Origin of the sequence: Acinetobacter sp. NIPH 2699 (assembly GCF_022549355.1) — a bacterium.
Classification (GTDB): domain Bacteria; phylum Pseudomonadota; class Gammaproteobacteria; order Pseudomonadales; family Moraxellaceae; genus Acinetobacter.
Genome location: NZ_JAKZGL010000019.1, coordinates 1 through 20987 on the forward strand (window position 1 = coordinate 1; position 20987 = coordinate 20987).

The following is a 20987-nucleotide window of genomic DNA, read 5'->3' on the forward strand; positions in this document are numbered from 1 at the left end:
TATATTACTCTCAATCTCTTAAAAGTCAACAGGCAATTTAGATATTTTTAAAACTTATTCTCAATTCCAAGAATCTAACCTTTCGATCCAAATCCTTGTTTATCAACAAGTTTTTATCCGCATCACCGCCGATGGATGTGCATTCTACAGCATTCCAGTAACGGCGCAACCCCATTTTTTGATTTTTTTGCTTAAGTGAGTGTTTTTTGAACTCATGAGTTACCTTTAATGTCTTTTCTTCGTCATTAAGAACTATTTTTAAACAATTAAGTCCAGTAGAATATGTTCATTGGTTCACACTTTTGGCTTTTTTGATTGAAGATACGGTTTGTTTTAAAAAAAATGCAATATCTATTGTTCGTAGTCTTATGTTCTACGAGCCAGTTTTGCTACGCCACTTCAAACCATAGTTTCTATGAGTTGGCTTTATCCATCTTAAGTTATAGTAAATGGTCGAATACAACTCGCCCAACAATCTGCGTACTTGACAACTCTGAAGCTGCAGCTCAGTTTCAAGTAAATATTCGACAACTCGCCTATGATTACCAAGTGTTGCCTGTCAATATTAAAGACTTTACAAAAACAGACTGTCATGTCGTGTACTTTTCTACGACCTCACCACAACAACAACATAGTTTAATTCAGTCATACCCTTCTCGCTCATTGCTTTCATTAAGCGCCAATAACCCAGCATGTGAAGTTGGAAGTATTTTTTGTTTATATAATAAAAAAAACTTTTCAACATTTAAGGTTAATTTGGATGCTTTGAGTGATTCCAAAGTTCATATTGATCCTCGAGTTCTGCTCTTGGCAAAGAACGCGGAGTAAGCGGAGTGATTTCAAGTTTATATCAGTCAACCTCTTTACATGCGTTATTCCGTAAATCGCAATTTACAATTTTTGCAATTACTTTCGTTATTTGCTCATTTACTTTTGCCACGATTTCTATGTTTACCATGGAAACTTATGCAAAACAGAATCTACAACTCTTAAGCCAAACCGTACTTGAGCGGATTCAACCCGCGGTTGTTTTTAGAGATAAAGGGACGATTGACCAGATCTTGGCTGACTATACAACGGGGCATGCGATTCGCAGTATTCATGTCTACGACCCTCAAAACCAATTACTCGCCGAAAGTCATAAAACAATAGAACATACGCCCTTCCTACAAGGTTTATTGGATACATGGTTTTTACATGATCCAGTTCAACTCAATATTGTTCATCATAAAAAGCAAGTGGGTGAGTTAGTACTCTATGGTAGTTCTGAGAATATTTTACATTTTCTAAAGACCATTATTATTGGTTTAGCAATTTCAATGCTTTTCATTGTGATTGCATTGTGGTGGTCGATCAATCTGACCTATCGTCAAATTATGCAAGCGATTAAACCACTCACCCATATTGCTCAGTTAGTGAGTGACCAAAAAGCTTATAATTTACGTTTCCCGAATAACCCGATTAGAGAGTTTCAGAATTTAAATACAGTATTTAACGAACTCTTAGAAGAAATTCAAATTTGGCATACGCATTTACAGAAGGAGAATCGCCAGCTTTCATTCCAAGCACATCACGATCAATTGACGGGTCTACCCAATCGTAATTATTTCTATCAAGAATTGTTTAATATTTTTGAAAACCCACAATATCGTCACAACTCGGCATTATTATTTTTAGACAATAACAAGTTTAAAATCATTAATGATCAATATGGTCATTTGGCAGGAGATGCCGTTTTAGCCGAAATGGCTTCACGCTTGCAACACTCTGTTCGCCAAGAAGACTTTATTGCTCGCTTAGGTGGTGATGAGTTTGCAATTATTTTGCATGCTATCCATCACGCTGACCATTTACAAGCAATTGCCGAAAACTTACTTGCTAGTTGCAAAGAACCATTAATTTTTAATGGTCAAACGATTCATTTTGGCTTTAGTTTAGGAATCGCGTTTTCCCAGTTTGCTGAGAATCCTGAAGATCTGGTGATGCAAGCAGATCAAGCCATGTATAAAGCTAAAAACTTAAACCCTCATTGGTTTCTTTATAAACCAGAAATTTAGGATATGTTATGCGCACTCACTCCCTTAAAATTTCATTTATTGCATTACTTTGCCTAACACTGGCTGGCTGTTTGAGTTTTGGCCCTTTAAAGTATCGTCAGGTCAAAATGTTAAAACAAGAAGGTTTCGTTTTAACGGAAGAAGGCTGGAGTTTGGGTTTGCCTGAGCGTTTATTATTTGATTTTAATAAAGCAGACATCAAAACTGATCATCAAAAAGAGATTATTCGTCTTGCCAATCAATTAAGTAAATACAATCTACAGAAGTTAAAAATTGTAGGTCATACCGATGATATTGGTAATCCAGAATATAATCAAAATTTATCTGAAGAACGTGCCCAAAGTGTTTCTTCTATCTTTATTAGCCAAGGCTTCAAACAAAACAATTTGACCGTGTTGGGTCGTGGTTCAAGCCAGCCATATGCACCAAATACATCTGAACAAAATCGTGCTAACAATCGTCGAGTCGCGGTTATTATCATTCCATAAGACTTAGCCATTGTAAAAAAGCCAACTCAATTGCAGTTGGCTTTTTTATTTAAATCAATTCGATAATATCTATGGTCGGTGGAACTCTGAAACGAAATGGAACGCCTACCATCCCCGTACCGACAGTCACAAAAACATCCGCATGTTCATGCGAATAAAAACCTTTTTTATGTCCAAGAATAGACACTTTTTTCATAATATAACTGGTGATCCATGGCAACTCGATCTGTCCGCCATGGGTATGACCAGAAAGCATCAATGGTCGTATGGGTAACTCAGGCACCATATCTACAGTATCTGGATTATGCGATAAAATTAGCCATGGTTTATCCTGTGGCAAATCTGGCATAAAGCGCATATTGGCCTTACCTGCCCATAAGTCACCAACACCAATCAGACGAAACTCTGCAAAATCAACGATCTTACTTTCAATATCAATGACATTATTTTGTGCCAATGCTTCACTTAACAGGCTTTGAATTGGAGGGCCTGGATATTGTTCATCATGATTTCCAGGAACAGAATAAACAGGCATTTGCAGCTTCTTCAAAACCGCAAGCTCCTGAACCAGTCGATTTTCTGGTTCATACGTCCAATCACCAGCCACCACCACTAAATCAGGCTGTGCTTGATTCAACTTTTTGACAATACTTTTTAATTGACGCTCGTGACCTGAAAATAATCCCACATGCATATCCGCAACCAACGCAACTTTGATGGGTTGTGTGAACTCACGCTTTGGATTTAAACGAAACTGATGGTATTTGATATGAATTTGATGTGGCTCAATAAAACGCGCATACACCAACACGCTACTGAGTAGAAAAACAAAAGCCGCTTGATGTAAGTTGTAATATCCAGACCAACCTGCATATAGGCTAAAAAACCAAAGTGGCACCAGTAAATAAGACAGATAAAAAGCGAGTAAATGCACAAAAGCTTTGAAAGGGTGAATCGTTTCCGTGCGTGCTTGATGGATCCACGCTTGAATAAATGCCCAAAGCGCTAGAATTGCAAAAATAAGATAAAAACCAATAATAATAGGATCTGAATTCGACATTAACGTCCTCTTTAACTTTACTTTAGGGACATCCATCTCATCTTATATTTATCTTTTTCGATGAAATGGTATACTCAAGCCCAACTTTTAATCAGTAACGATTATGGCGCAATCTTCTCATTTTAATCGCAAACATACAAAGATAAGCACAACAGCTTACAATAAAAACATGCTTGCGATCTATTGCACCATTGTACTTACTGCGACAGGCTGTAGTACGTTACCCAAACATAAAACACTACCTACACCCCAAACAACATTTCAAGTTGATCATTCCCAGACATCACTCGCTCAAATCATTCAACCGATACAAGAACAACACCCTGAACTCACAGGCTACCATGTTTTATTCGAACCATTAGAAGCCCTATCTGCACGCCTTAGCCTCATAGACAAAGCTGAGAAAAGTTTAGATTTACAATATTATATTTGGGACAATGATAAAGTTGGTGCGCTCGCCTTACATGCATTAATTCGTGCCGCAGATCGTGGTGTCAAAATAAGGCTATTAATTGATGATAATAATGCAAAACAAACTGAAGGTATTTTCCTCGCTTTAGCACAACATCCAAATATTGAAATCAAATTATTTAATCCCTACCGTTTTCGCAAATACCGTGCCGTTGATATGATTTTGGATTTAAAGCGTATCAATCGACGGATGCATAATAAAAGTTTTATTGCGGATCATCAGATTGCATTGATTGGCGGGCGCAATATGACCAACCAATATTACAATGTCAGTGAAAATTATCAGTTTTCTGATGTAGATGTCATGTTATTTGGCACGGCGGTAAAAGATATTTCAGAATCTTTTGACGATTACTGGAAACACGAATATGCCTATGATGTACGGGAAATCGTGAAACAGCGGTCACACCGACTTAGCTATGAAAGCTTAAAACATCAACTTGATGAACACTACAAACTGGTCACAGTACAAAACTATTTAGATATCACCAATCATTCTCAAACCATTCATGCACTGATGAGGCAGGAGATTTCTCTTAATTGGGTCAAAGCGGAAGTTGTTAAAGATTCACCTGACAAAATCAAGTCGAAAGCAAAAAAAGAAGAACATCTTAACTTCCAGCTACTCAATCATTTGGAGCAACCAGAAAAAAATATTGATTTAATTTCTGCTTATTTTGTACCAGAGAAGAAAGGCGCAAAAATTTTAACGGACTTGGCTCAAGACGGCATAGAAGTGAGAGTATTAACTAATTCCTTTAAAGCCAATGATGTTGCTGTTGTACATGCTTTTTATGGAAAATATCGCCAAGAATTACTTGAAAAGGGTGTTCAGCTTTATGAATTCTTGCCCGCTATAGACAAAAGTGACCTCGATAAGCGTACTGAAGAACTTGCCAAAAAAGCCAAAGTCAGTATCAAAGGCTTAAGTCGTTCTAGTTTACATGCCAAACTTATGGCGCTTGATGAAAAACAAGTTTTTATTGGTTCTTTTAACTTTGATCCCCGCTCTGCTTATTTAAATACAGAAATTGGGGTATTGCTCAATAGCCCCGCCCTAGCACAAGAAGTGCATAGCACCATGGACCAAAACCTGAGCAAATATGCGTATAAATTGGTTTTGGATGCCAATAAAAAAATTACTTGGCATCGTCAAACACCTCAAGGTCCGATCATCTACACCAAAGAACCTCGAATGAAATGGTGGCAAAAAGCAGGCGTTAAAATAATTTCATGGCTACCAATCGAAGGTTTTATGTAGTTTCTTCATCTTTCGGTAGTACCGCCAAAACTTTACGTTGCAATTGCTTTAATCCCTCACGCATTTTTGCATCCACTTCTTTTGTTAATGTATCAACGGTATGTCCTTCTACCGAAATCGCGGGAAGTGTCAGTAAATGGGCAGTTACTCTCGGCATTTCCAGAACACGTTGCACATGTTCCACAAAAGTCATTGCACCAATAAATGGAGCGACCATATCGAGCTCGCCTTGCTGATTCACATAGCAAATCACACAGATTTGTACAGGTCGTTGTGCTTCAATGGCTGCTCCCAATAAACGCCCATGCACTTTTTTGACATTTCGACCATCTGTTGTGGTTGCCTCAGGAAAAAACAGCACAGGAATGTCTTTTTTTAAAAACTCGGTGATCTGCTCTCGAATTCGAAGTGAATCGCCAGAGCCACGTTTGATAAATAACGTCCCACCGCCCTTGGCGATATTGCCAAGAATAGGCCATTTTTCAACTTCAGCTTTGGCCAAGAAGAAAATTCGAGCACCTGAACCAAGGACAGCAACATCTAACCATGAGATATGATTGCTCACCCATAACGCTGGTTCTCGTGGGATTGTGCCATGCACTTGTACATCAATATTAAACACCTCACACAAACGACGACAGAAATACTGTACATAACGTGTGTTTACAGGGTTATTGGGATCTTTATATAAACCATGACGATAAATAAGATAGAAACCTTCACCAATGGTTTCTAGACCTGAAGCCAGCTTTCTACTATATAAATTAAATTTGGAGAATAAACTTAATGGTGAGTTGCCTTTTTCTACTATTGCGTCTTGAGTCATAAAATCATTAAAACCATAGGGTCAGTCAATACTGAACATGTATATAGCCCAGTTATATCATGCCGCTATCCTGTTATAAAAGTTAGCTCGATAATAAAAACCGAATATAAGCATAATTTTTTTCAATTTCAAACGACTGCTTAGATCAGTTATTGTAAGTTAATAGGATTTGCAGATAAGCAGGTAATCAAATGAATCAACCCAGCAAAACAACGGACCAACACACCACAATCCCTTATGGCTATGCTTTAAAAATGTTTTTAGGCTGGTCTATCTTATACCTAGGCACCTTGGTTGGGTTTATAGAGCTTTTGCGTAGGAATATTATATAAATCCACTCAGTTTTTGCCCTTTGCTTTCAGTTTATCTTAGAATAGGACTTTAATGTCAAAGGTATGACAACAGCGTGGAATATTTAGAACAACATCAAGGCGGTGAACGTGCAATTTTGGTGAGTGTATCTGTCCAATTGCTTGATGATCTTGATGGCGAAGAATTCCGATTACTCGCTCAATCCGCAGGCGCTGATATCCTAGAACATATCACTGTACAACGAAATAGACCTGATCCGAAATTCTTTATTGGTTCAGGCAAAGTCGAGGAAATTGCAGCATCAGTCCAAAGTCTCGAAGCAGAATTAGTCATTTTTGACCATGCCTTATCCCCTGCTCAAGAACGCAATTTAGAACGAATTCTAAAATGTCGTGTCATTGATCGTACAGGCTTGATTTTAGATATCTTCGCATTACGTGCACGTACCCATGAAGGTAAATTACAAGTTGAATTGGCTCAACTGAAACATTTGTCGACACGTCTCATTCGTGGTTTTACTGGAAATCTAGAACAACAAAAAGGGGGGATTGGTCTACGTGGTCCCGGTGAATCACAATTGGAAACAGACCGTCGACTGATTCGAGTTCGTATTACCCAGCTCAAAGATAAACTGGTTAAAGTACAACAAACTCGTTTACAAGGTCGTGCCGCGCGTCAAAAGGCTGCCATCCCAACCATTTCTCTCGTGGGCTATACCAATGCAGGCAAATCGACTTTATTTAATATTTTAGCAAAAAGTGATGTGTATGCCGCAGATCAGCTTTTCGCAACACTCGATCCGACTTTACGTCGTCTCGACTGGGATGGTATTGGTGCAGTCGTTATTGCCGATACCGTAGGATTCGTCAGAAATCTACAACATGATTTAGTCGAATCATTCAAAGCAACATTGGAAGAAACATTAGAAGCAACCTTGCTGTTGCATGTGATTGATAGTAGCAGCACCAATATGTCTGAGCAGATCGAAGCTGTAGAATCTGTTCTGAAAGAGATTGGAGCAGACGCGCCAATTTTGCATGTTTATAATAAAATTGACCTGAGCGGGGATGCCGCAAAAATCCTATATAAAGCACCTGATCTTCCAGATCGTGTTTATTTATCAGCCCATTCTGGTCAAGGATTGGAATTACTCAGCCAAGCCGTACAACAATGTTTAATGGGACAATTACAACAATTCGATTTAGTTCTCAAACCTGCTTATGGCAAACTACGTACCCAATTATATAGCCTCAACGTTATTCAATCTGAGTATCATGATGATCATGGTGATTTGCATCTGTCGATCCGTATTGCTCCACAGAAATTAGAGCAACTCATTAAACAAGCACATTTACCATTAGACGAAATTTTAGGGAAAAAAGCCTCATTATTCCAACGCACTTTGGAAGAGTTTGAGATAGAACATCCACGACAATAATTGAAAATCAGCCATCATTCAGATAAACAAGAGTAAGAGATCACATGAAAGAGATTGACTGGACAGCTTGGTTTTACACGATTTTATTGATTATTGTATTTCGTGAAGGTGCTGTCGCAATCACCAAGGTCTTTCATCACCCTGAATTAGGAAATTTAGTCGGACTCATTGGCTTGCTGACAACCTTATTGATTTGGAGAAGGTTTAGAAAAATTTCTAATCGCCTGATTGATACCAACAACAAAATCATGAAAGAAAGTGCATTCGCATTCCTGCCTATTTGTGCAGGTTCATTGATTATGTTGGTTCACTTAGGTAAAGAAATTCCTGTATTTTTATTTGTCTTAACCTTAAGTACATTATTGCCATTATGGATTTACGCCAAAATGGCAAAACGCTGGTTATAGAGGTCTTGCGCATGTTCATGATTATTTACGGATTCATCATCACACTCATCAGCTATCTCATCGCAAAACCGCTGAATAAAAAAATCCCTCAAGTTCCTTTAATTGTCTTTGCCATGTTTATTGTGATTGGATTATTGTTCATTCTAGGCATTCCCTATGAGCAATATATGCATAGCGTCGATAGTACGTTTAATCATCTACTGGGTTATGTCACTGTCGCCTTAGCAATTCCTTTGGCTGCCATGCGTTATGATGATCTACCGATTAAATCTATGCTTGGAATTTTATGCTTTGCGAGTATTAGTGCGGTTGCCTTACCTATGGGGCTAGCATACTTATTACATATGTCTGAGCCAACCATTATGGCTTTCGCAACGCGTGCTGTAACCACACCTATCGCTCTAAATATTGCCACCCTATTACATGCGCCGTTGATGATGGTGACGCTGATCGTAATTTTATCTGGTGTCATTGGCGCAGCCTTTTCACCTTGGATCTTAAAGCACATCCATGATGAACGTGCCTCTGGTTTGGCTTTAGGTTTGGCCGCTCATGCTATCGGTACTGCTCAAGCATGGCAGCGCGGTCCAGTGGCTGGGCGGTATGCAGCATTTGGCATGGCAGTTAATGGTGTCTTTACAGCCATTTGGTTACCCACCTTTATTTTATCTTTATCATAATTTTTGTCACAAATCCCAGATTAATATTGAACTGGTTATTACAAATCACCCATAATAGAACACTTGAACATTAAATGGATTTTTGATGATGGGGAAAAAATTAATAAGTACTTTATTTTTATCGGCAATCAGCAGTTTTACTTTTGCAATCGATATTACAGGTATGTGGCAAAGTATTGATGACAAAACAGGTGCGCCGAAAGCTTTAGTTGAAATTCGCCAAGAAACGAATGGAACCTATACAGGGAAAATAGTAAAACTGACTCCTCGTATAGGCTATACACCAAAGGAAAAATGTATAGATTGCCCCGCTCCTTATACCGATAAACCAATTGTAGGTTTAGATGTGGTTACAGGATTAAAGTATAGCGAAGGCTTAAACTATACCAATGGTCGTATTCTTGATCCAAATACCGGAAAAATTTATAGTATGCGAGCTAAACTCAATGCCAATGGTAAGCGCTTACACTTGCGTGGTTATTTAGGTGTTTCTGCGCTAGGTCGCAATCAAATTTGGATTCGTGCAGATTAAAAAACTGCTGAAATAAAAAAAGCCCTATTGTTTAATAGGGCTTTTTTTATCAAGGACAATGACGAAATTAACGTCCTTGTAATTTGGCATAATCTAAAAGTACATTGGCAGCCTCAGTGACAAAGGTCTCTTCTTCTGGCAACGCTGGGCGTTGGTGCGCTTTCATCTTAGCGCGCGACTCAACCAGTGCATCAATTGAGGCTTGATAGCTTTCCCAATTTGCGTAAGGCGTTTGACCTGTTGCTAAACGACGCTGGTTTTCTGCATTTAAGGTTTGTTGCTCTAAATCAATCAACTCTGCACGACGTTGGTTTATATCCAGCACAACCCGCTTCTGAGCAGAGGTTTTCTGAGCAATTGCCTTACGTTCTTCTAAGTATTTAAACTGAGAATCTGCTGCAACACGCTCAGCAGAAAACTGTGCCAGTTTAGCCACATAAGGTTGTACTGAACCTTCTCGCTTGAACGGCGCGGTTGGAATCGTATCCCATTTCAAAGCATTTTTCGCTTTACGCTCACCAAATTCTTCATTGTAAATATCAACCAATTTAATATCTGGGATTACCCCTTTATTTTGGGTACTTCCACCAGTCACACGATAGAATTTACGCTGTGTCAGCGTCGCTTGCCCATAAGCCAATGAATCCAGCTGAACCTGTGCCGTACCTTTTCCAGTGGTGGTGCTGCCAATCACAATACCACGCTCATAATCTTGAATCGCAGCAGAATAAATCTCACTTGCCGATGCAGAAGCCAAGTTTACAAGAACCGCTAATGGACCTGCATACGTTTGTGCACCGCCATCCGTATCTTCAAAGACGTTGACATTGCCATTGCCATCACGGATCTGTACAACAGGACCTGATTTGATCACTTGCCCTAACATACGCGCAACTTCTTCTAATGAACCACCCGGATCATTGCGTAAATCAATCAAAATCCCGTCAACATTCTTCGCCTTCAGCGCTTCAAATGCTTTGGCAGTATCGACAGAAACCGAACGGTATTCTGTACCTGCACGACGTGAGCGGTAATCAAAATAGAATGATGGGATTTCAATCACACCAAAGACATGCTTTTTGCCATCCCGTGTAATATCAACTGTACGTGATCGAACACCCGCATCTTCTTCTTGAATGATATCGCGAACCAAAGTGACGTTACGCGCCTGACTCATTGCTGCGCCTGTACCTAACAAGCGCACAACAACTTTGGTTCCACGTTTACCACGGATCAATCCCACAATTTCCGAACTTGGCCAACCAATCACATCCACCATTTTCTCGCCATCTTGAGCAACCCCAATAATGCGATCTCCTGATTTCACTTGACCTGATTTACTTGCTGGGCCACCCTCAACAATGGTTTCAATTCGAGTGTAATCTTCGTTGCCACGCTCAGGACGAATCGAAACCCCAATTCCTTCTAAACGCAATGTCGTTTGGCGATTCAACTCCATTGCATCAATCGGTGGATAATAATTACTGTGTGGATCATAGGTCGCTAACATCGCATTCAGTGTCTTTTCTAACACATCATCGCTTTTCACCCGTCCCATCCGTTCCAACTGACGCGTATAGCGTTTCGTCAGTGTTTGAACAGGCGTCAAATCTTCTGGTCCAGTCAAATCTTGACCATTCGCAAGAGATGGATTCTCTTTTAACGCTTTTTGTTTGGCTTGCTCTTCTTCTTTACTGATCGTCAAATTAATCAGTTGTGAAACCAACATCTTTTGCCAATGAGTTTGTTGTTCAGCTTTGCTATTGAAATAAGGAACTTTCTCACGATCGATATCCAAATAAACATCTTTCTGCTGCAAGTTTTGCGGCTTCTTTAATTCAGCCAACATAAACTCATAGAATTCTCTTAATCGTTCACGATATTGCGCATGAATCGCAAAAGGACCTGTTAGGTTTCCTGCTTTCAGCGAGCCACCAAAATTTGAAGCATATTTATTCTTATAATCTTCAACTTCATTGCTTAAGAATAATGAATGATCAGGATCAAGGCTATCAAGATACATATCTAAAATACGTTTTGACGTCGTCGCATCCAAACGCATATTGAGATAATGTTGACGATCAACCAATGTTGCTAACTGACGTGCGACCAATGCTTGTTCTTGTGATGGCTTGATCACCGTTGAAACGGCAGGCGCTTCTGTCGCCGCAATTGCCTCATTCATGGTATGAGAGAAAAATAAACCACCAGTCGCAATTGCAACTGCACACGCTATCATTTGAAGTTTCATAAAATTTTGGTGCTTCCTTGGATATGGCAATTATTACACGCTGATCGCATCAAGATGAACATATTTCATTCAGCATTTTATCAGCCTGTAAAACTCATTGGTTGTTAAAAATAACGTCTCAATAAGTATTTATCATCAATATCATGTAGTTTTATCATATTCTGTACTGACAAAATGTAGCAAATCATTGCACAATTTAGCTATCGTTTTTTACATCAAATTTTTTATCAAAATTCAAACGGAATCCTTATGATCGGCGCATTGATGCTGGATATAGCTGGCACAGAACTCACCCAAGAAGATATTGAATTATTACAAGCGCCACAAGTTGGTGGCATGATTTTATTTGCACGAAATATTGAATCACCGCAACAAGTTCGCGCCTTAACGGATCATATGCGCCAAATCCGCCCTGACATTCTGGTTGCAGTCGATCAAGAGGGTGGACGCGTACAACGTTTAAGACAAGGTTTTACCCTACTGCCAGCAATGGGTCGACTGGGTGAGCATTATCTCAATGCCCCACAACAAGCGATTGAACTCGCAGAACAATGTGGTTGGTTAATGGCAATTGAAGTTCTTGCTGTTGGTATTGATTTTAGTTTTGCTCCAGTTTTAGACCTAAATGATGTCAGTGATGTGATCGGTGATCGTGGTTTTGCCAAAAATATGCAAGACATCGTACCGCTTGCAGATGCCTTTATGCGCGGAATGAAAAAAGCGGGTATGGCAACCACAGGCAAACACTTCCCTGGACATGGTTCAGTCAAAGCCGACTCACATGTCGCAGCAGCGATTGATAGTCGTTCATATCAGGAAATCCATGATAAAGACATGCAAAGTTTCATTCAGCTCATGCCACAGCTTGATGCACTGATGCCTGCGCATGTGATCTATGATCAAGTCGATCCAAACCCAGCAGGTTTTTCACCATTCTGGTTACAAAATATTTTACGCCAACAACTTAAATTTGACGGTGTCTTGTTCTCTGATGATTTAAGTATGCAAGCTGCATGTGTGGCAGGTGGTGCAGATGCACGTATCCAAGCGGCATTAACCGCAGGCTGTGACATGGGCTTGGTCTGTAATGATCGTGCTGCTGCATGTACTGCATTAGATGGCATTCAACAACTTGCTTTACCAAATCAACAACGCTTAGAACGTATGCGCGGTAAAATCCCAAATATCCAAGTGGGTACAACACTGACTTTAGATGAAAACTGGCAAAACGTCAGAAAAGTCATTGAAGAGTTTAAGAATTCGTTCTAACTTTACTTAGATTTTTTCATTGTTTTATTAGCATGATGGAATCTTGCCGAGTGCTCATCTAATTGAAGGATTTTGCCTTCGGCTCGACTTACTTTTCAGGGATGAAAAGTAAGCAAAAATTTTCGCAGCTTTAGTCGCTGCTCATAGGCTGGGGGTACATCCTGAGCAATTTCAAAGCAACGCTTTGAAAGCAGCGCAAGACCAGCCCAACGGTGGCATCCATGCCGCCCCACGATAGTAAATAACAAACCTAAAATCGGATTTGGTGGAAAAATCTCAATTCAAAAAAGAGATTAATTTTATATATCCTAATTAGGAAAAATAGAGTCTAGGACAGATGACACAACAACTTTCGAAACATCGCCACATTTCATTTACAGCGCACTATACGGGGTATATTTGGTATCAAATGGGGATTTCACACCCTGCACTTGCAACAGCAAAAGGAAAAACCTTGGCTGCCTTAGTTCATCCGATTGAAAGCTGGGCGGAGAAATATGTTGGTGGCAGCATGCGCACCACCCTAAAACAACGCCACACCATGCTCGATACACATTTAAAAGTATTAATTGAACAACATCCTGATTTACAAGTGCTTGAAATTGCTTGTGGATTATCCCCACGTGGCTGGTGGTTTAGACAGCACTACCCAGATATCACCTATCGCGAACTCGACCTGCCCGATATGGCCGCAACAAAACAAGCTGCCCTACAACAGATTGAGACTCCTGTTGATGAGGTACTTTCTGTGGATTTATTCACAGATGCTTTTGCCACTGCTTTTGAAGCATTTGATCCAAAGCGCCCCTTGGTTATTATTAGCGAAGGATTGATTAACTATTTTGATAAACCACTGTTACAACAACTGATTAAGTCGATTGCGATCTATGGTCATGGCTTTAAAGCACTACATTACTTAACCGATATTTATCCTGAACCGACTCAAAATAAACTCGCAACAATTATCTGGAATAGCAGTCGCTTACTCAAATGGATGTCACGTAGTGCGTTTAGCTTTCATTTCAAAACACCAGCAGAAGCTGAACACTTTTTCCAAGAGGCGGGCTTTAAACAAGTTGAAGTGCTTCAACCCAAACAATTCTTTAAACAAGTCACGTTAGAAAATAATAACCAGCATTTGGGTGATCTGGTTTGGATGATTCAAGCAAGCAATACCTAAAGACTAAAAAAGAGAAGTCGCAAATCGCCACTTCTCTTTTTTTAATTTAATTCTGTAAAATTAAGCTTGTTTTTGACGCTCAATAAAACGCGTTAAACGTTCAGCAACGTCAAAACTACCATGTTTAAACAAAATACGAAGCCCTTGTTCAGTCGCATCAAAAATTAAACATTCGATCTTAAACGCACCCTCTTCATCAGCCAAATGTAAGGCTAAGTCACGCGGATGCTGACTCACAAAATCAAGCTGCTCAAGATGATCTAGTTTTAGATAGACGCCAAAGAAGGTGATATCGACGATGTTCACAACAGTTTCAGTTTCGAGATGACGGTGGGTCAACTTTGTGTCGGGTTGTAAAACAGCAATACGCTCTTCGCCACGACGTTCAATTTGTTGCATCTGTTCACGTGTCATCGAAATAATACCATCAAGATTATCGATGGATTCACCTTTCAGAAATGAAGTAAACAAATTCATGGTTTCTTTACGGCGTTGCAATTGCGGTACGTGGTCTGCATTGGCAATCAAGGCAAACTGCATATCTTGGCACTGCAAAGCAAAATCTGCATTTTCATGCGGCAAAGTAAAACTATCGTACTGTCCTGCTGCCACTAAGGTTTTACATTGCGGAACAGGTACATTACTTAAGCGCAATAAACGATTACAGTTAATTTCATAACGCTCACGCTCAGTGCTACTGAACTCAGCCATCTGTCTAAAGAACAATCGTTTCGCTGTCGGCGACATACGTGTTTTATCTAGTTTGGCATGATTGACTAAATACAGAATAACCGCCTGACCAAATTCCTCCATACGATCTTCACGCATTAAATGCAATGATTCTTCAAGCAACATGCGCCAGCTTTTACGGGTCTTTTGCATGACACCCATCAACACCATACGCTCCATCAGCTCTGGACGTTGATCCGCAAATGAAGATGCAATAACAGACCCTAATGACATGCCCATCATTGAAACTTTATCAATTCCAACGATATCGAGCCATTGCCCAAGCATTTTAGATAAATCTGGCAATTCTAGAATTGAAGCTGATTCACCTGTATCAACATTGCGAATTTGTTGATTTGAACCCATCGACGGTAAGTCAATCAATATGACAGGACCACTCTCAAAGAGTTGTTCAACACAATACTTATAAGAGTTAAAGTTTTGAAATGCGCCCCCGACAATTACAATCGGCGTATTGTGGATCGTTTTAGGATCTGCAATTGCCATATATTCAATTTTCCAACCATCGATCCACGTGGTACGCGCTGGCTGCTTAAAACTGTTTTTATTGTAGATGTCAAAAAAACCAAAGCCTGTGTAGCTATGATTTATATCCGAGTCCATTTGGATAATGGAATTCATGTCCTTCCTCCATCCTTGTTTATTTTTCTGTTGCAAGCATCTCATTGTCAGCGATTTCTACCTGCACGTTAACAAATTTATAAAATTTGTCTTACATTTATCCTATACTTTTTCATTCTATACAAATGCACGTTTTATACGCAATCATTTCCTTAACCACTTATCTTGTTTGATCCAATAATCTTTTGCAAAATATGTAATTTCAACTCTATATTCAATATCCCCATCGCACTAAAATAAAAAAAATTGCGTCAATTAACATTCTTAATTTTTTTGAATTGTCAGTTCCGCCTATTCATTGTTCGGCATTTGACTGTTACTATCTTTATAAATACATGCAATCATCAAAATGCTATGCAAGACTCTATTCAAAACTATATGCAACAGGTAGGCACTCAGGCACGTCAAGCGTCTCGTGTTTTAACCAGCGCATCAACTCATTTGAAAAACCATGCCTTGTCTGCAATTTATACGGCTTTAGAAAATAATCAAGCACAAATTTTAGCAGCCAATCAAATTGATATGGAGAATGGGCGCCAACGTCAATTAGACAATGCCTTGCTTGATCGTTTGGAACTAACGCCTGCGCGTTTTAAAGGGATGTTACAAGGTCTAAAAGATGTGATTCATCTTATAGATCCAATCGGGGAAATTACAGATCTTGCCTATCGCCCATCGGGGATTCAACTCGGTAAAATGCGTGTTCCACTCGGTGTAATTGGAATGATTTATGAATCAAGACCGAATGTGACACTTGAAGCTGCCTCATTGGCATTAAAATCAGGGAATGCGATTATTTTACGTGGTGGTTCAGAAGCACTGGAATCCAACAAGGCCATTGCTATCGCGATTCAACATGGTCTACAAATGTCTGGTTTGCCTGAACATGCGGTTCAAGTGATTGATACACCAGATCGTGCAGCAGTCGGTCATTTGATTACCATGACCGAATATGTCGATGTCATTGTACCGCGTGGCGGCAAAAGCCTGATTGAGCGTATTAGCCAAGAGGCACGTATTCCTGTGATTAAGCATTTAGATGGCAACTGCCACATATTTGTTGAAGCACAAGCCGACCTACAAAAAGCCTTACCAATTGCGCTAAATGCCAAAACACATCGTTACGGTGTTTGTAATGCCATGGAAAGCTTATTGGTAGATGAAGCCATTGCTGAAGAATTCTTACCTCGTGTTGCTGAGCTTTATGCTGAAAAACAAGTTGAGCTACGCGGCTGCCCTGAAACACAACGTATTTTAGGTGTATCTGTTAAAACTGCGACTGAAGAAGATTGGTATACCGAATATTTAGGTCCAATCCTTGCGGTGAAAGTCGTAACAGGAATGAATGAGGCAATTGAACATATCAATAAGTATGGTTCTCATCATACTGATGCGATTATCACGGAAAACTTTAGTCTGGCGCGTGAATTCTTGGCACGTGTTGATTCAAGCTCAGTTATGATCAATGCTTCAACACGCTTTGCTGACGGTTTTGAATATGGTCTAGGTGCAGAAATTGGCATTTCAACCGATAAGATTCATGCCCGTGGTCCAGTTGGTTTAGAAGGCTTAACTTCTCAGAAATGGATCGTTTTTGGAGATGGCCAAATCCGTCAATAATTTATTTATCTGACCGCATCGCTCTTGCGAAATTGCGGAACAATGTTCCTCATTCTCTAGCGATGTTCAGATTTATAAATAACCAAATACTGACATTAAAAATGGACGACACGATAAAGCGCATTAAGTTGATCTTTATCGTGTTTTTACATATTTCCATACAAAAAACCGAGTAAAACGAACAGATCAATCCAATGATCGCTTTATTTGCAAACTATACTGAACTTAAATCTATAAATCAGTTGTCTTGGCTAAAACATTTCTTGACCAATACAACATCTATGTGAATATCGGGTACTTGGCCTCACTGCATTAAATTATTGCAGCCAAATCAAAGTGCTCATCATAAAATTAGAATCTGTTAGGTGGTCAAACGTGGCAATATCGGTACTCGTAATAAACTGTGGTTCATCATCTATTAAATACGCGCTTATTTCAGAACGTCGTGAAGATCGTATTTATGGTCTTGCAGAAAATTTGGGCGCAGCCGATGCTCGAATTAAAGGCATCACGCTGGGTGGTGAAACACTTGAACTCTCCATTCCCCATGCAGATCATGCCAAAGCATTAGAAACCCTACTCGCACGTTTATCTAATTATAACCCCCAAGCCATTGGGCATCGGGTGGTGCATGGGGGCAATATGACCCACGCTGAGCAGTTAACCCAGCAAACAATTGATCGTATTCGTGATGCGATTCCCCTTGCGCCTTTACACAATCCTGCAAATTTGATCGGGATTGAGGCAACCATGGCATTATTTCCACAACTCCCTCAAGTCGCTGTCTTTGATACTGCATTCCACCAAACCATGCCTGAACGCGCATATCGTTATGCATTACCACAATTTTTATATGATCAGCATCAAGTCCGTCGTTATGGCTTCCATGGTACCAGTCATGCCTATGTCGCAGAGCGTGCGAGTGAGTTAGCAGGTCAGAAAAACCAAGGCGGTTGGCTCAGTGCTCACTTAGGCAATGGTAGCTCAACCTGTGCGGTTTGGAATGGACAAAGCCTTGATACCTCGATGGGTATGACCCCACTTGAAGGTGTGGTGATGGGCACACGTAGTGGCGATGTTGATCCTAGCTTAGCTTTATTTCTATCTAACAATTTAGGCTGGGATATCCAGAAAATTGATAGCATGCTCAACAAAGAAAGTGGTTTACTCGGTTTATCAGGGCTCTCCAATGACATGCGTACTTTGGTTGAAGCCTCGGAAAATGGGCATGAAGGCGCAACACTTGCCATCGAAGTGTTCTGCTATCGACTCGCAAAATCATTATCCGCATTAAGTTGTGCCCTACCTCGCTTAGATGGTTTAATCTTTACGGGTGGGATTGGTGAAAATTCTACCGATGTACGTGAAAAAACTTTAGCGTATTTATCACACTTTGGATTGCAATTCAGTCAAGAGAAAAACAATACTTTAGCTCGAGGTAGTGAAGGTCGTATCGACAAAGGTACAGGTCCACAAATTTGGGTGATTCCCACCGATGAAGAAGGTCGTATTGCCAAAGAAACACGCCAAGTTCTTGAGCAAACCGTTTAAGCAAATAGATAAAAAATAAGGTCATTATGAATACGATTTTACTCATTCCCACAGGTGAAGGTGTTGGTCTAACATCAGCTTGTTTAGGTATGGTTTATGCACTGGACTGTAAAGGGATCAATGCTGGTTTCTTAAAACCATTTTCTCAAATTGCAGATGTAACCGTTGATCGCACCACCACGTTATATCGACATTTATTTCAGCATCATGCTGTAGAACCGATAACTTACGATCGACTGACCCAACTGATTGCACTCGGTGAAACCGATGAATTGCTAGAAGAAGCCGTTGCATTGCATCGCCAAATTGCGGCTGATCATGATGTTATTATCGTTGAAGGGCTTGTTCCCAATGGACAAGACCATTTTGTAATCGAGGTCAATGCCGCACTCGCACAAGCACTTGATGCCCAAGTGGTCTTGGTCAGTACCGCAGATTTAGCGGATCCACGCAAAACAGCAGAACGAATAGATGCTCATTTACGTCAATTCGGTGGTGCAGCATCCACACGAACAACGGGCGTATTGTTTATGCGTACAAAGGGACTACCTGAAGATACAGCCGCAATCCCTGTCACGCTTGACCCAAGTTTGCGCTTAGATCAAAAAATAGCTGACTTTTCCTTAGAGCTACAACACTACAATCGTTTTATCGGCACAGAGGCCTTGCCGATCATCGGCTTAGTTCCTTTTAGCAATATTCTTAGTGTGCCACGAAGTTTAGACATTGCTGAAATCGTCAACGGTACATGGCTCCATCAAGGTGAAGCCAAGCATCGTCGCATATTGCATACCAGTTTAATTGCGTCCAATATTGAATCTGAATTACACAAATTTGTTGCAGGCGAACTCATTATTAGTGCGTCACAACGTACAGATACTTTGCTTGCTGCAAGCCTCGCCAGTAGTAACGGTACCCCATTGGCAGGTTTAGTCCTCACCGAACAATCTCTACCCTCAGCAAATGTCTTAGAATTCTGTCAAAGTGCAATCAAACAAGGCCTACCTGTTTTACATACTCCACTTACGACCTTAGAGACGCTGAAAAAACTCAGTCGTTTTGGTAATGAAATTCCAATTGATGACACAGAACGTGCGGAACAAGTCACTCGTTTTGTTTCCAGTCATATTGATAGCCAATGGCTTGATCAGCATACCCAAAATAATGTACATCCACGCTTATCTCCTTCCGCATTCCGTTATGAGTTAGTGCAAAAATCAATTGCGGCTAAAAAACGGATTGTTTTACCTGAAGGTGATGAACCTCGTACCGTCCAAGCGGCTGCCATTTGTCAGGCGCGTGGCATTGCACAATGTGTATTATTGGCCAAACCTGAATCCGTGGCAGAAGTTGCCAAAGCACGTGGGATTCAGCTTCCAGAAGATTTACAGATCATCGACCCAGATAGCATCCGCGAACAGTATATCGAACCGATGGTCGAACTGCGTAAAGGCAAATTGGATGCACTGCAAGCCATTGCCCAACTCCAAGACACGGTTGTACTTGGCACAATGATGTTAGCATTAGATCAAGTGGATGGCTTAGTTTCAGGTGCGATTCATACCACGGCAAATACGGTTCGCCCTGCATTTCAACTGATTAAAGCCGCACCAAACTACTCTCTCGTATCATCCATCTTCTTTATGCTGTTACCTGATGAAGTATTTGTTTACGGTGACTGCGCCATTAATCCAGACCCAACGGCAGAACAACTTGCTGAAATTGCAATTCAATCGGCTGACTCAGCCAAAGCCTTTGGGATTGACCCAAGAATTGCCATGATCAGCTATTCAACAGGAACCTCTGGCACAGGTGCAGATGTTGATAAAGTCCGTCAAGCCACTGAAATTGCGCAACAGCGTCGACCAGACCTACTGATTGATGGACCACTGCAATATGATGCTGCTTCCGTTGAAAGTGTAGGGCGACAAAAAGCGCCTGATTCACAAGTCGCTGGTCGTGCCAATGTATTTATTTTCCCTGATTTAAATACCGGTAATACAACCTATAAAGCAGTACAGCGTGCGGCCAATGTGGTCAGTGTAGGCCCAATGCTACAAGGTTTAAACAAACCAGTGAATGACTTGTCTCGTGGTGCATTGGTTGATGATATTGTGTTTACCATTGCGTTAACCGCCATTCAAGCAGAATAGCAATGTAAAAGTCACAACTGCAAATTCTTAATTCAAACAGCTATTTATTTCAATAAATAG

General features: G+C 40.3%; 17 protein-coding genes. 13 read left to right on the forward strand and 4 right to left on the reverse strand.

The annotated features are described in order from the left end of the window. Nucleotides 1-342: 342 nt before the first annotated feature. Genes MMP72_RS14510 through MMP72_RS14520 form a run of 3 tightly spaced genes read left to right on the forward strand, consistent with a single transcriptional unit; the run spans nucleotide 343 to nucleotide 2545 of the window. A complete protein-coding gene (locus MMP72_RS14510) occupies nucleotides 343-828 on the forward strand; it encodes a YfiR family protein (RefSeq protein ID WP_241405974.1) in 486 nt (161 codons plus the stop codon). 5 nt (nucleotides 829-833) lie between these two features. Continuing rightward, nucleotides 834-2057 carry a diguanylate cyclase gene (locus MMP72_RS14515; protein WP_241405976.1) on the forward strand — a complete coding sequence of 408 codons (1224 nt, stop codon included), beginning with the start codon at nucleotides 834-836 and terminating at the stop codon, nucleotides 2055-2057. Nucleotides 2058-2065: 8 nt separating this feature from the next. Continuing rightward, nucleotides 2066-2545 carry an OmpA family protein gene (locus MMP72_RS14520; protein ID WP_241405978.1) on the forward strand — a complete coding sequence of 160 codons (480 nt, stop codon included), beginning with the start codon at nucleotides 2066-2068 and terminating at the stop codon, nucleotides 2543-2545. 49 nt (nucleotides 2546-2594) lie between these two features. Here MMP72_RS14520 and MMP72_RS14525 read toward each other — a convergent pair whose 3' ends face one another. Then, nucleotides 2595-3605: a metallophosphoesterase gene (locus MMP72_RS14525; protein ID WP_241405980.1), complete on the reverse strand. Its 1011-nt coding sequence runs from the start codon at nucleotides 3603-3605 to the stop codon at nucleotides 2595-2597. Nucleotides 3606-3708: 103 nt separating this feature from the next. Here MMP72_RS14525 and MMP72_RS14530 point away from each other — a divergent pair, with 103 nt between their 5' ends. Beyond that, entirely contained in the window at nucleotides 3709-5337 is a 1629-nt protein-coding gene (locus MMP72_RS14530) for a phospholipase D family protein (RefSeq protein WP_241405981.1), read from the forward strand. On the opposite strand, the gene MMP72_RS14535 is transcribed toward MMP72_RS14530, so the two are convergent. After that, nucleotides 5330-6163: a lysophospholipid acyltransferase family protein gene (locus MMP72_RS14535; protein ID WP_241405982.1), complete on the reverse strand. Its 834-nt coding sequence runs from the start codon at nucleotides 6161-6163 to the stop codon at nucleotides 5330-5332. The two genes, MMP72_RS14530 and MMP72_RS14535, sit on opposite strands and share 8 nt — an antisense overlap. Nucleotides 6164-6569: 406 nt before the next feature. On the opposite strand from MMP72_RS14535, the gene hflX reads away from it, so the two are divergent. The 4 genes from hflX (at nucleotide 6570) to MMP72_RS14555 (ending at nucleotide 9532) form a co-directional block, all read left to right on the forward strand. After that, a complete protein-coding gene (gene hflX / locus MMP72_RS14540) occupies nucleotides 6570-7913 on the forward strand; it encodes a ribosome rescue GTPase HflX (RefSeq protein WP_241405984.1) in 1344 nt (447 codons plus the stop codon). Between the two features lie 44 nt (nucleotides 7914-7957). Then, nucleotides 7958-8320 carry a hypothetical protein gene (locus MMP72_RS14545; RefSeq protein WP_241405986.1) on the forward strand — a complete coding sequence of 121 codons (363 nt, stop codon included), beginning with the start codon at nucleotides 7958-7960 and terminating at the stop codon, nucleotides 8318-8320. An 11-nt stretch (nucleotides 8321-8331) separates the two neighbouring features. Then, on the forward strand, nucleotides 8332-9000 hold the full coding sequence (locus tag MMP72_RS14550; RefSeq protein ID WP_241405987.1) for an LrgB family protein: 669 nt from the start codon (nucleotides 8332-8334) through the stop codon (nucleotides 8998-9000). 85 nt (nucleotides 9001-9085) lie between these two features. Then, on the forward strand, nucleotides 9086-9532 hold the full coding sequence (locus tag MMP72_RS14555) for a DUF2147 domain-containing protein (RefSeq protein WP_241405991.1): 447 nt from the start codon (nucleotides 9086-9088) through the stop codon (nucleotides 9530-9532). A gap of 67 nt (nucleotides 9533-9599) precedes the next feature. On the opposite strand, the gene MMP72_RS14560 is transcribed toward MMP72_RS14555, so the two are convergent. Continuing rightward, nucleotides 9600-11783 (reverse strand): carboxy terminal-processing peptidase, encoded by a 2184-nt coding sequence (locus MMP72_RS14560; protein ID WP_241405992.1) that lies wholly within the window; start codon nucleotides 11781-11783, stop codon nucleotides 9600-9602. 249 nt (nucleotides 11784-12032) lie between these two features. Between MMP72_RS14560 and nagZ the strand changes: the two genes are divergently transcribed. Continuing rightward, the gene (nagZ, locus tag MMP72_RS14565) at nucleotides 12033-13052 is read left to right on the forward strand and encodes a beta-N-acetylhexosaminidase (RefSeq protein ID WP_241405994.1); all 1020 of its coding nucleotides are present in this window, start codon (nucleotides 12033-12035) and stop codon (nucleotides 13050-13052) included. A 337-nt stretch (nucleotides 13053-13389) separates the two neighbouring features. After that, nucleotides 13390-14232: a class I SAM-dependent methyltransferase gene (locus MMP72_RS14570; protein WP_241405995.1), complete on the forward strand. Its 843-nt coding sequence runs from the start codon at nucleotides 13390-13392 to the stop codon at nucleotides 14230-14232. A gap of 60 nt (nucleotides 14233-14292) precedes the next feature. Here MMP72_RS14570 and MMP72_RS14575 read toward each other — a convergent pair whose 3' ends face one another. Then, complete coding sequence (locus MMP72_RS14575) at nucleotides 14293-15603, reverse strand: alpha/beta hydrolase (protein ID WP_241405996.1); 1311 nt, start codon at nucleotides 15601-15603, stop codon at nucleotides 14293-14295. 354 nt (nucleotides 15604-15957) lie between these two features. Here MMP72_RS14575 and MMP72_RS14580 point away from each other — a divergent pair, with 354 nt between their 5' ends. From MMP72_RS14580 to pta, 3 genes are all read left to right on the forward strand, one after another. After that, a complete protein-coding gene (locus MMP72_RS14580; protein ID WP_241405998.1) occupies nucleotides 15958-17223 on the forward strand; it encodes a glutamate-5-semialdehyde dehydrogenase in 1266 nt (421 codons plus the stop codon). A gap of 375 nt (nucleotides 17224-17598) precedes the next feature. Beyond that, on the forward strand, nucleotides 17599-18774 hold the full coding sequence (locus tag MMP72_RS14585) for an acetate kinase (RefSeq protein WP_241405999.1): 1176 nt from the start codon (nucleotides 17599-17601) through the stop codon (nucleotides 18772-18774). A 26-nt stretch (nucleotides 18775-18800) separates the two neighbouring features. Further along, on the forward strand, nucleotides 18801-20927 hold the full coding sequence (gene pta / locus MMP72_RS14590) for a phosphate acetyltransferase (protein WP_241406001.1): 2127 nt from the start codon (nucleotides 18801-18803) through the stop codon (nucleotides 20925-20927). The last annotated feature ends 60 nt before the right edge of the window (nucleotides 20928-20987 follow it).

What these genes read in the sequence shown, in the direction of transcription:
- MMP72_RS14535 (WP_241405982.1), bottom strand. Translation starts at nt 6,163, where the DNA reads ATGACTCAAGACGCAATAGTAGAAAAAGGCAACTCACCATTAAGTTTA.
- MMP72_RS14570 (WP_241405995.1), top strand. Translation starts at nt 13,390, where the DNA reads ATGACACAACAACTTTCGAAACATCGCCACATTTCATTTACAGCGCAC.
- MMP72_RS14575 (WP_241405996.1), bottom strand. Translation starts at nt 15,603, where the DNA reads ATGAATTCCATTATCCAAATGGACTCGGATATAAATCATAGCTACACA.
- MMP72_RS14555 (WP_241405991.1), top strand. Translation starts at nt 9,086, where the DNA reads ATGATGGGGAAAAAATTAATAAGTACTTTATTTTTATCGGCAATCAGC.
- nagZ (WP_241405994.1), top strand. Translation starts at nt 12,033, where the DNA reads ATGATCGGCGCATTGATGCTGGATATAGCTGGCACAGAACTCACCCAA.
- MMP72_RS14580 (WP_241405998.1), top strand. Translation starts at nt 15,958, where the DNA reads ATGCAAGACTCTATTCAAAACTATATGCAACAGGTAGGCACTCAGGCA.
- MMP72_RS14560 (WP_241405992.1), bottom strand. Translation starts at nt 11,783, where the DNA reads ATGAAACTTCAAATGATAGCGTGTGCAGTTGCAATTGCGACTGGTGGT.
- MMP72_RS14520 (WP_241405978.1), top strand. Translation starts at nt 2,066, where the DNA reads ATGCGCACTCACTCCCTTAAAATTTCATTTATTGCATTACTTTGCCTA.
- MMP72_RS14550 (WP_241405987.1), top strand. Translation starts at nt 8,332, where the DNA reads ATGTTCATGATTATTTACGGATTCATCATCACACTCATCAGCTATCTC.
- MMP72_RS14525 (WP_241405980.1), bottom strand. Translation starts at nt 3,605, where the DNA reads ATGTCGAATTCAGATCCTATTATTATTGGTTTTTATCTTATTTTTGCA.
- MMP72_RS14545 (WP_241405986.1), top strand. Translation starts at nt 7,958, where the DNA reads ATGAAAGAGATTGACTGGACAGCTTGGTTTTACACGATTTTATTGATT.
- pta (WP_241406001.1), top strand. Translation starts at nt 18,801, where the DNA reads ATGAATACGATTTTACTCATTCCCACAGGTGAAGGTGTTGGTCTAACA.
- MMP72_RS14530 (WP_241405981.1), top strand. Translation starts at nt 3,709, where the DNA reads ATGGCGCAATCTTCTCATTTTAATCGCAAACATACAAAGATAAGCACA.
- MMP72_RS14510 (WP_241405974.1), top strand. Translation starts at nt 343, where the DNA reads ATGCAATATCTATTGTTCGTAGTCTTATGTTCTACGAGCCAGTTTTGC.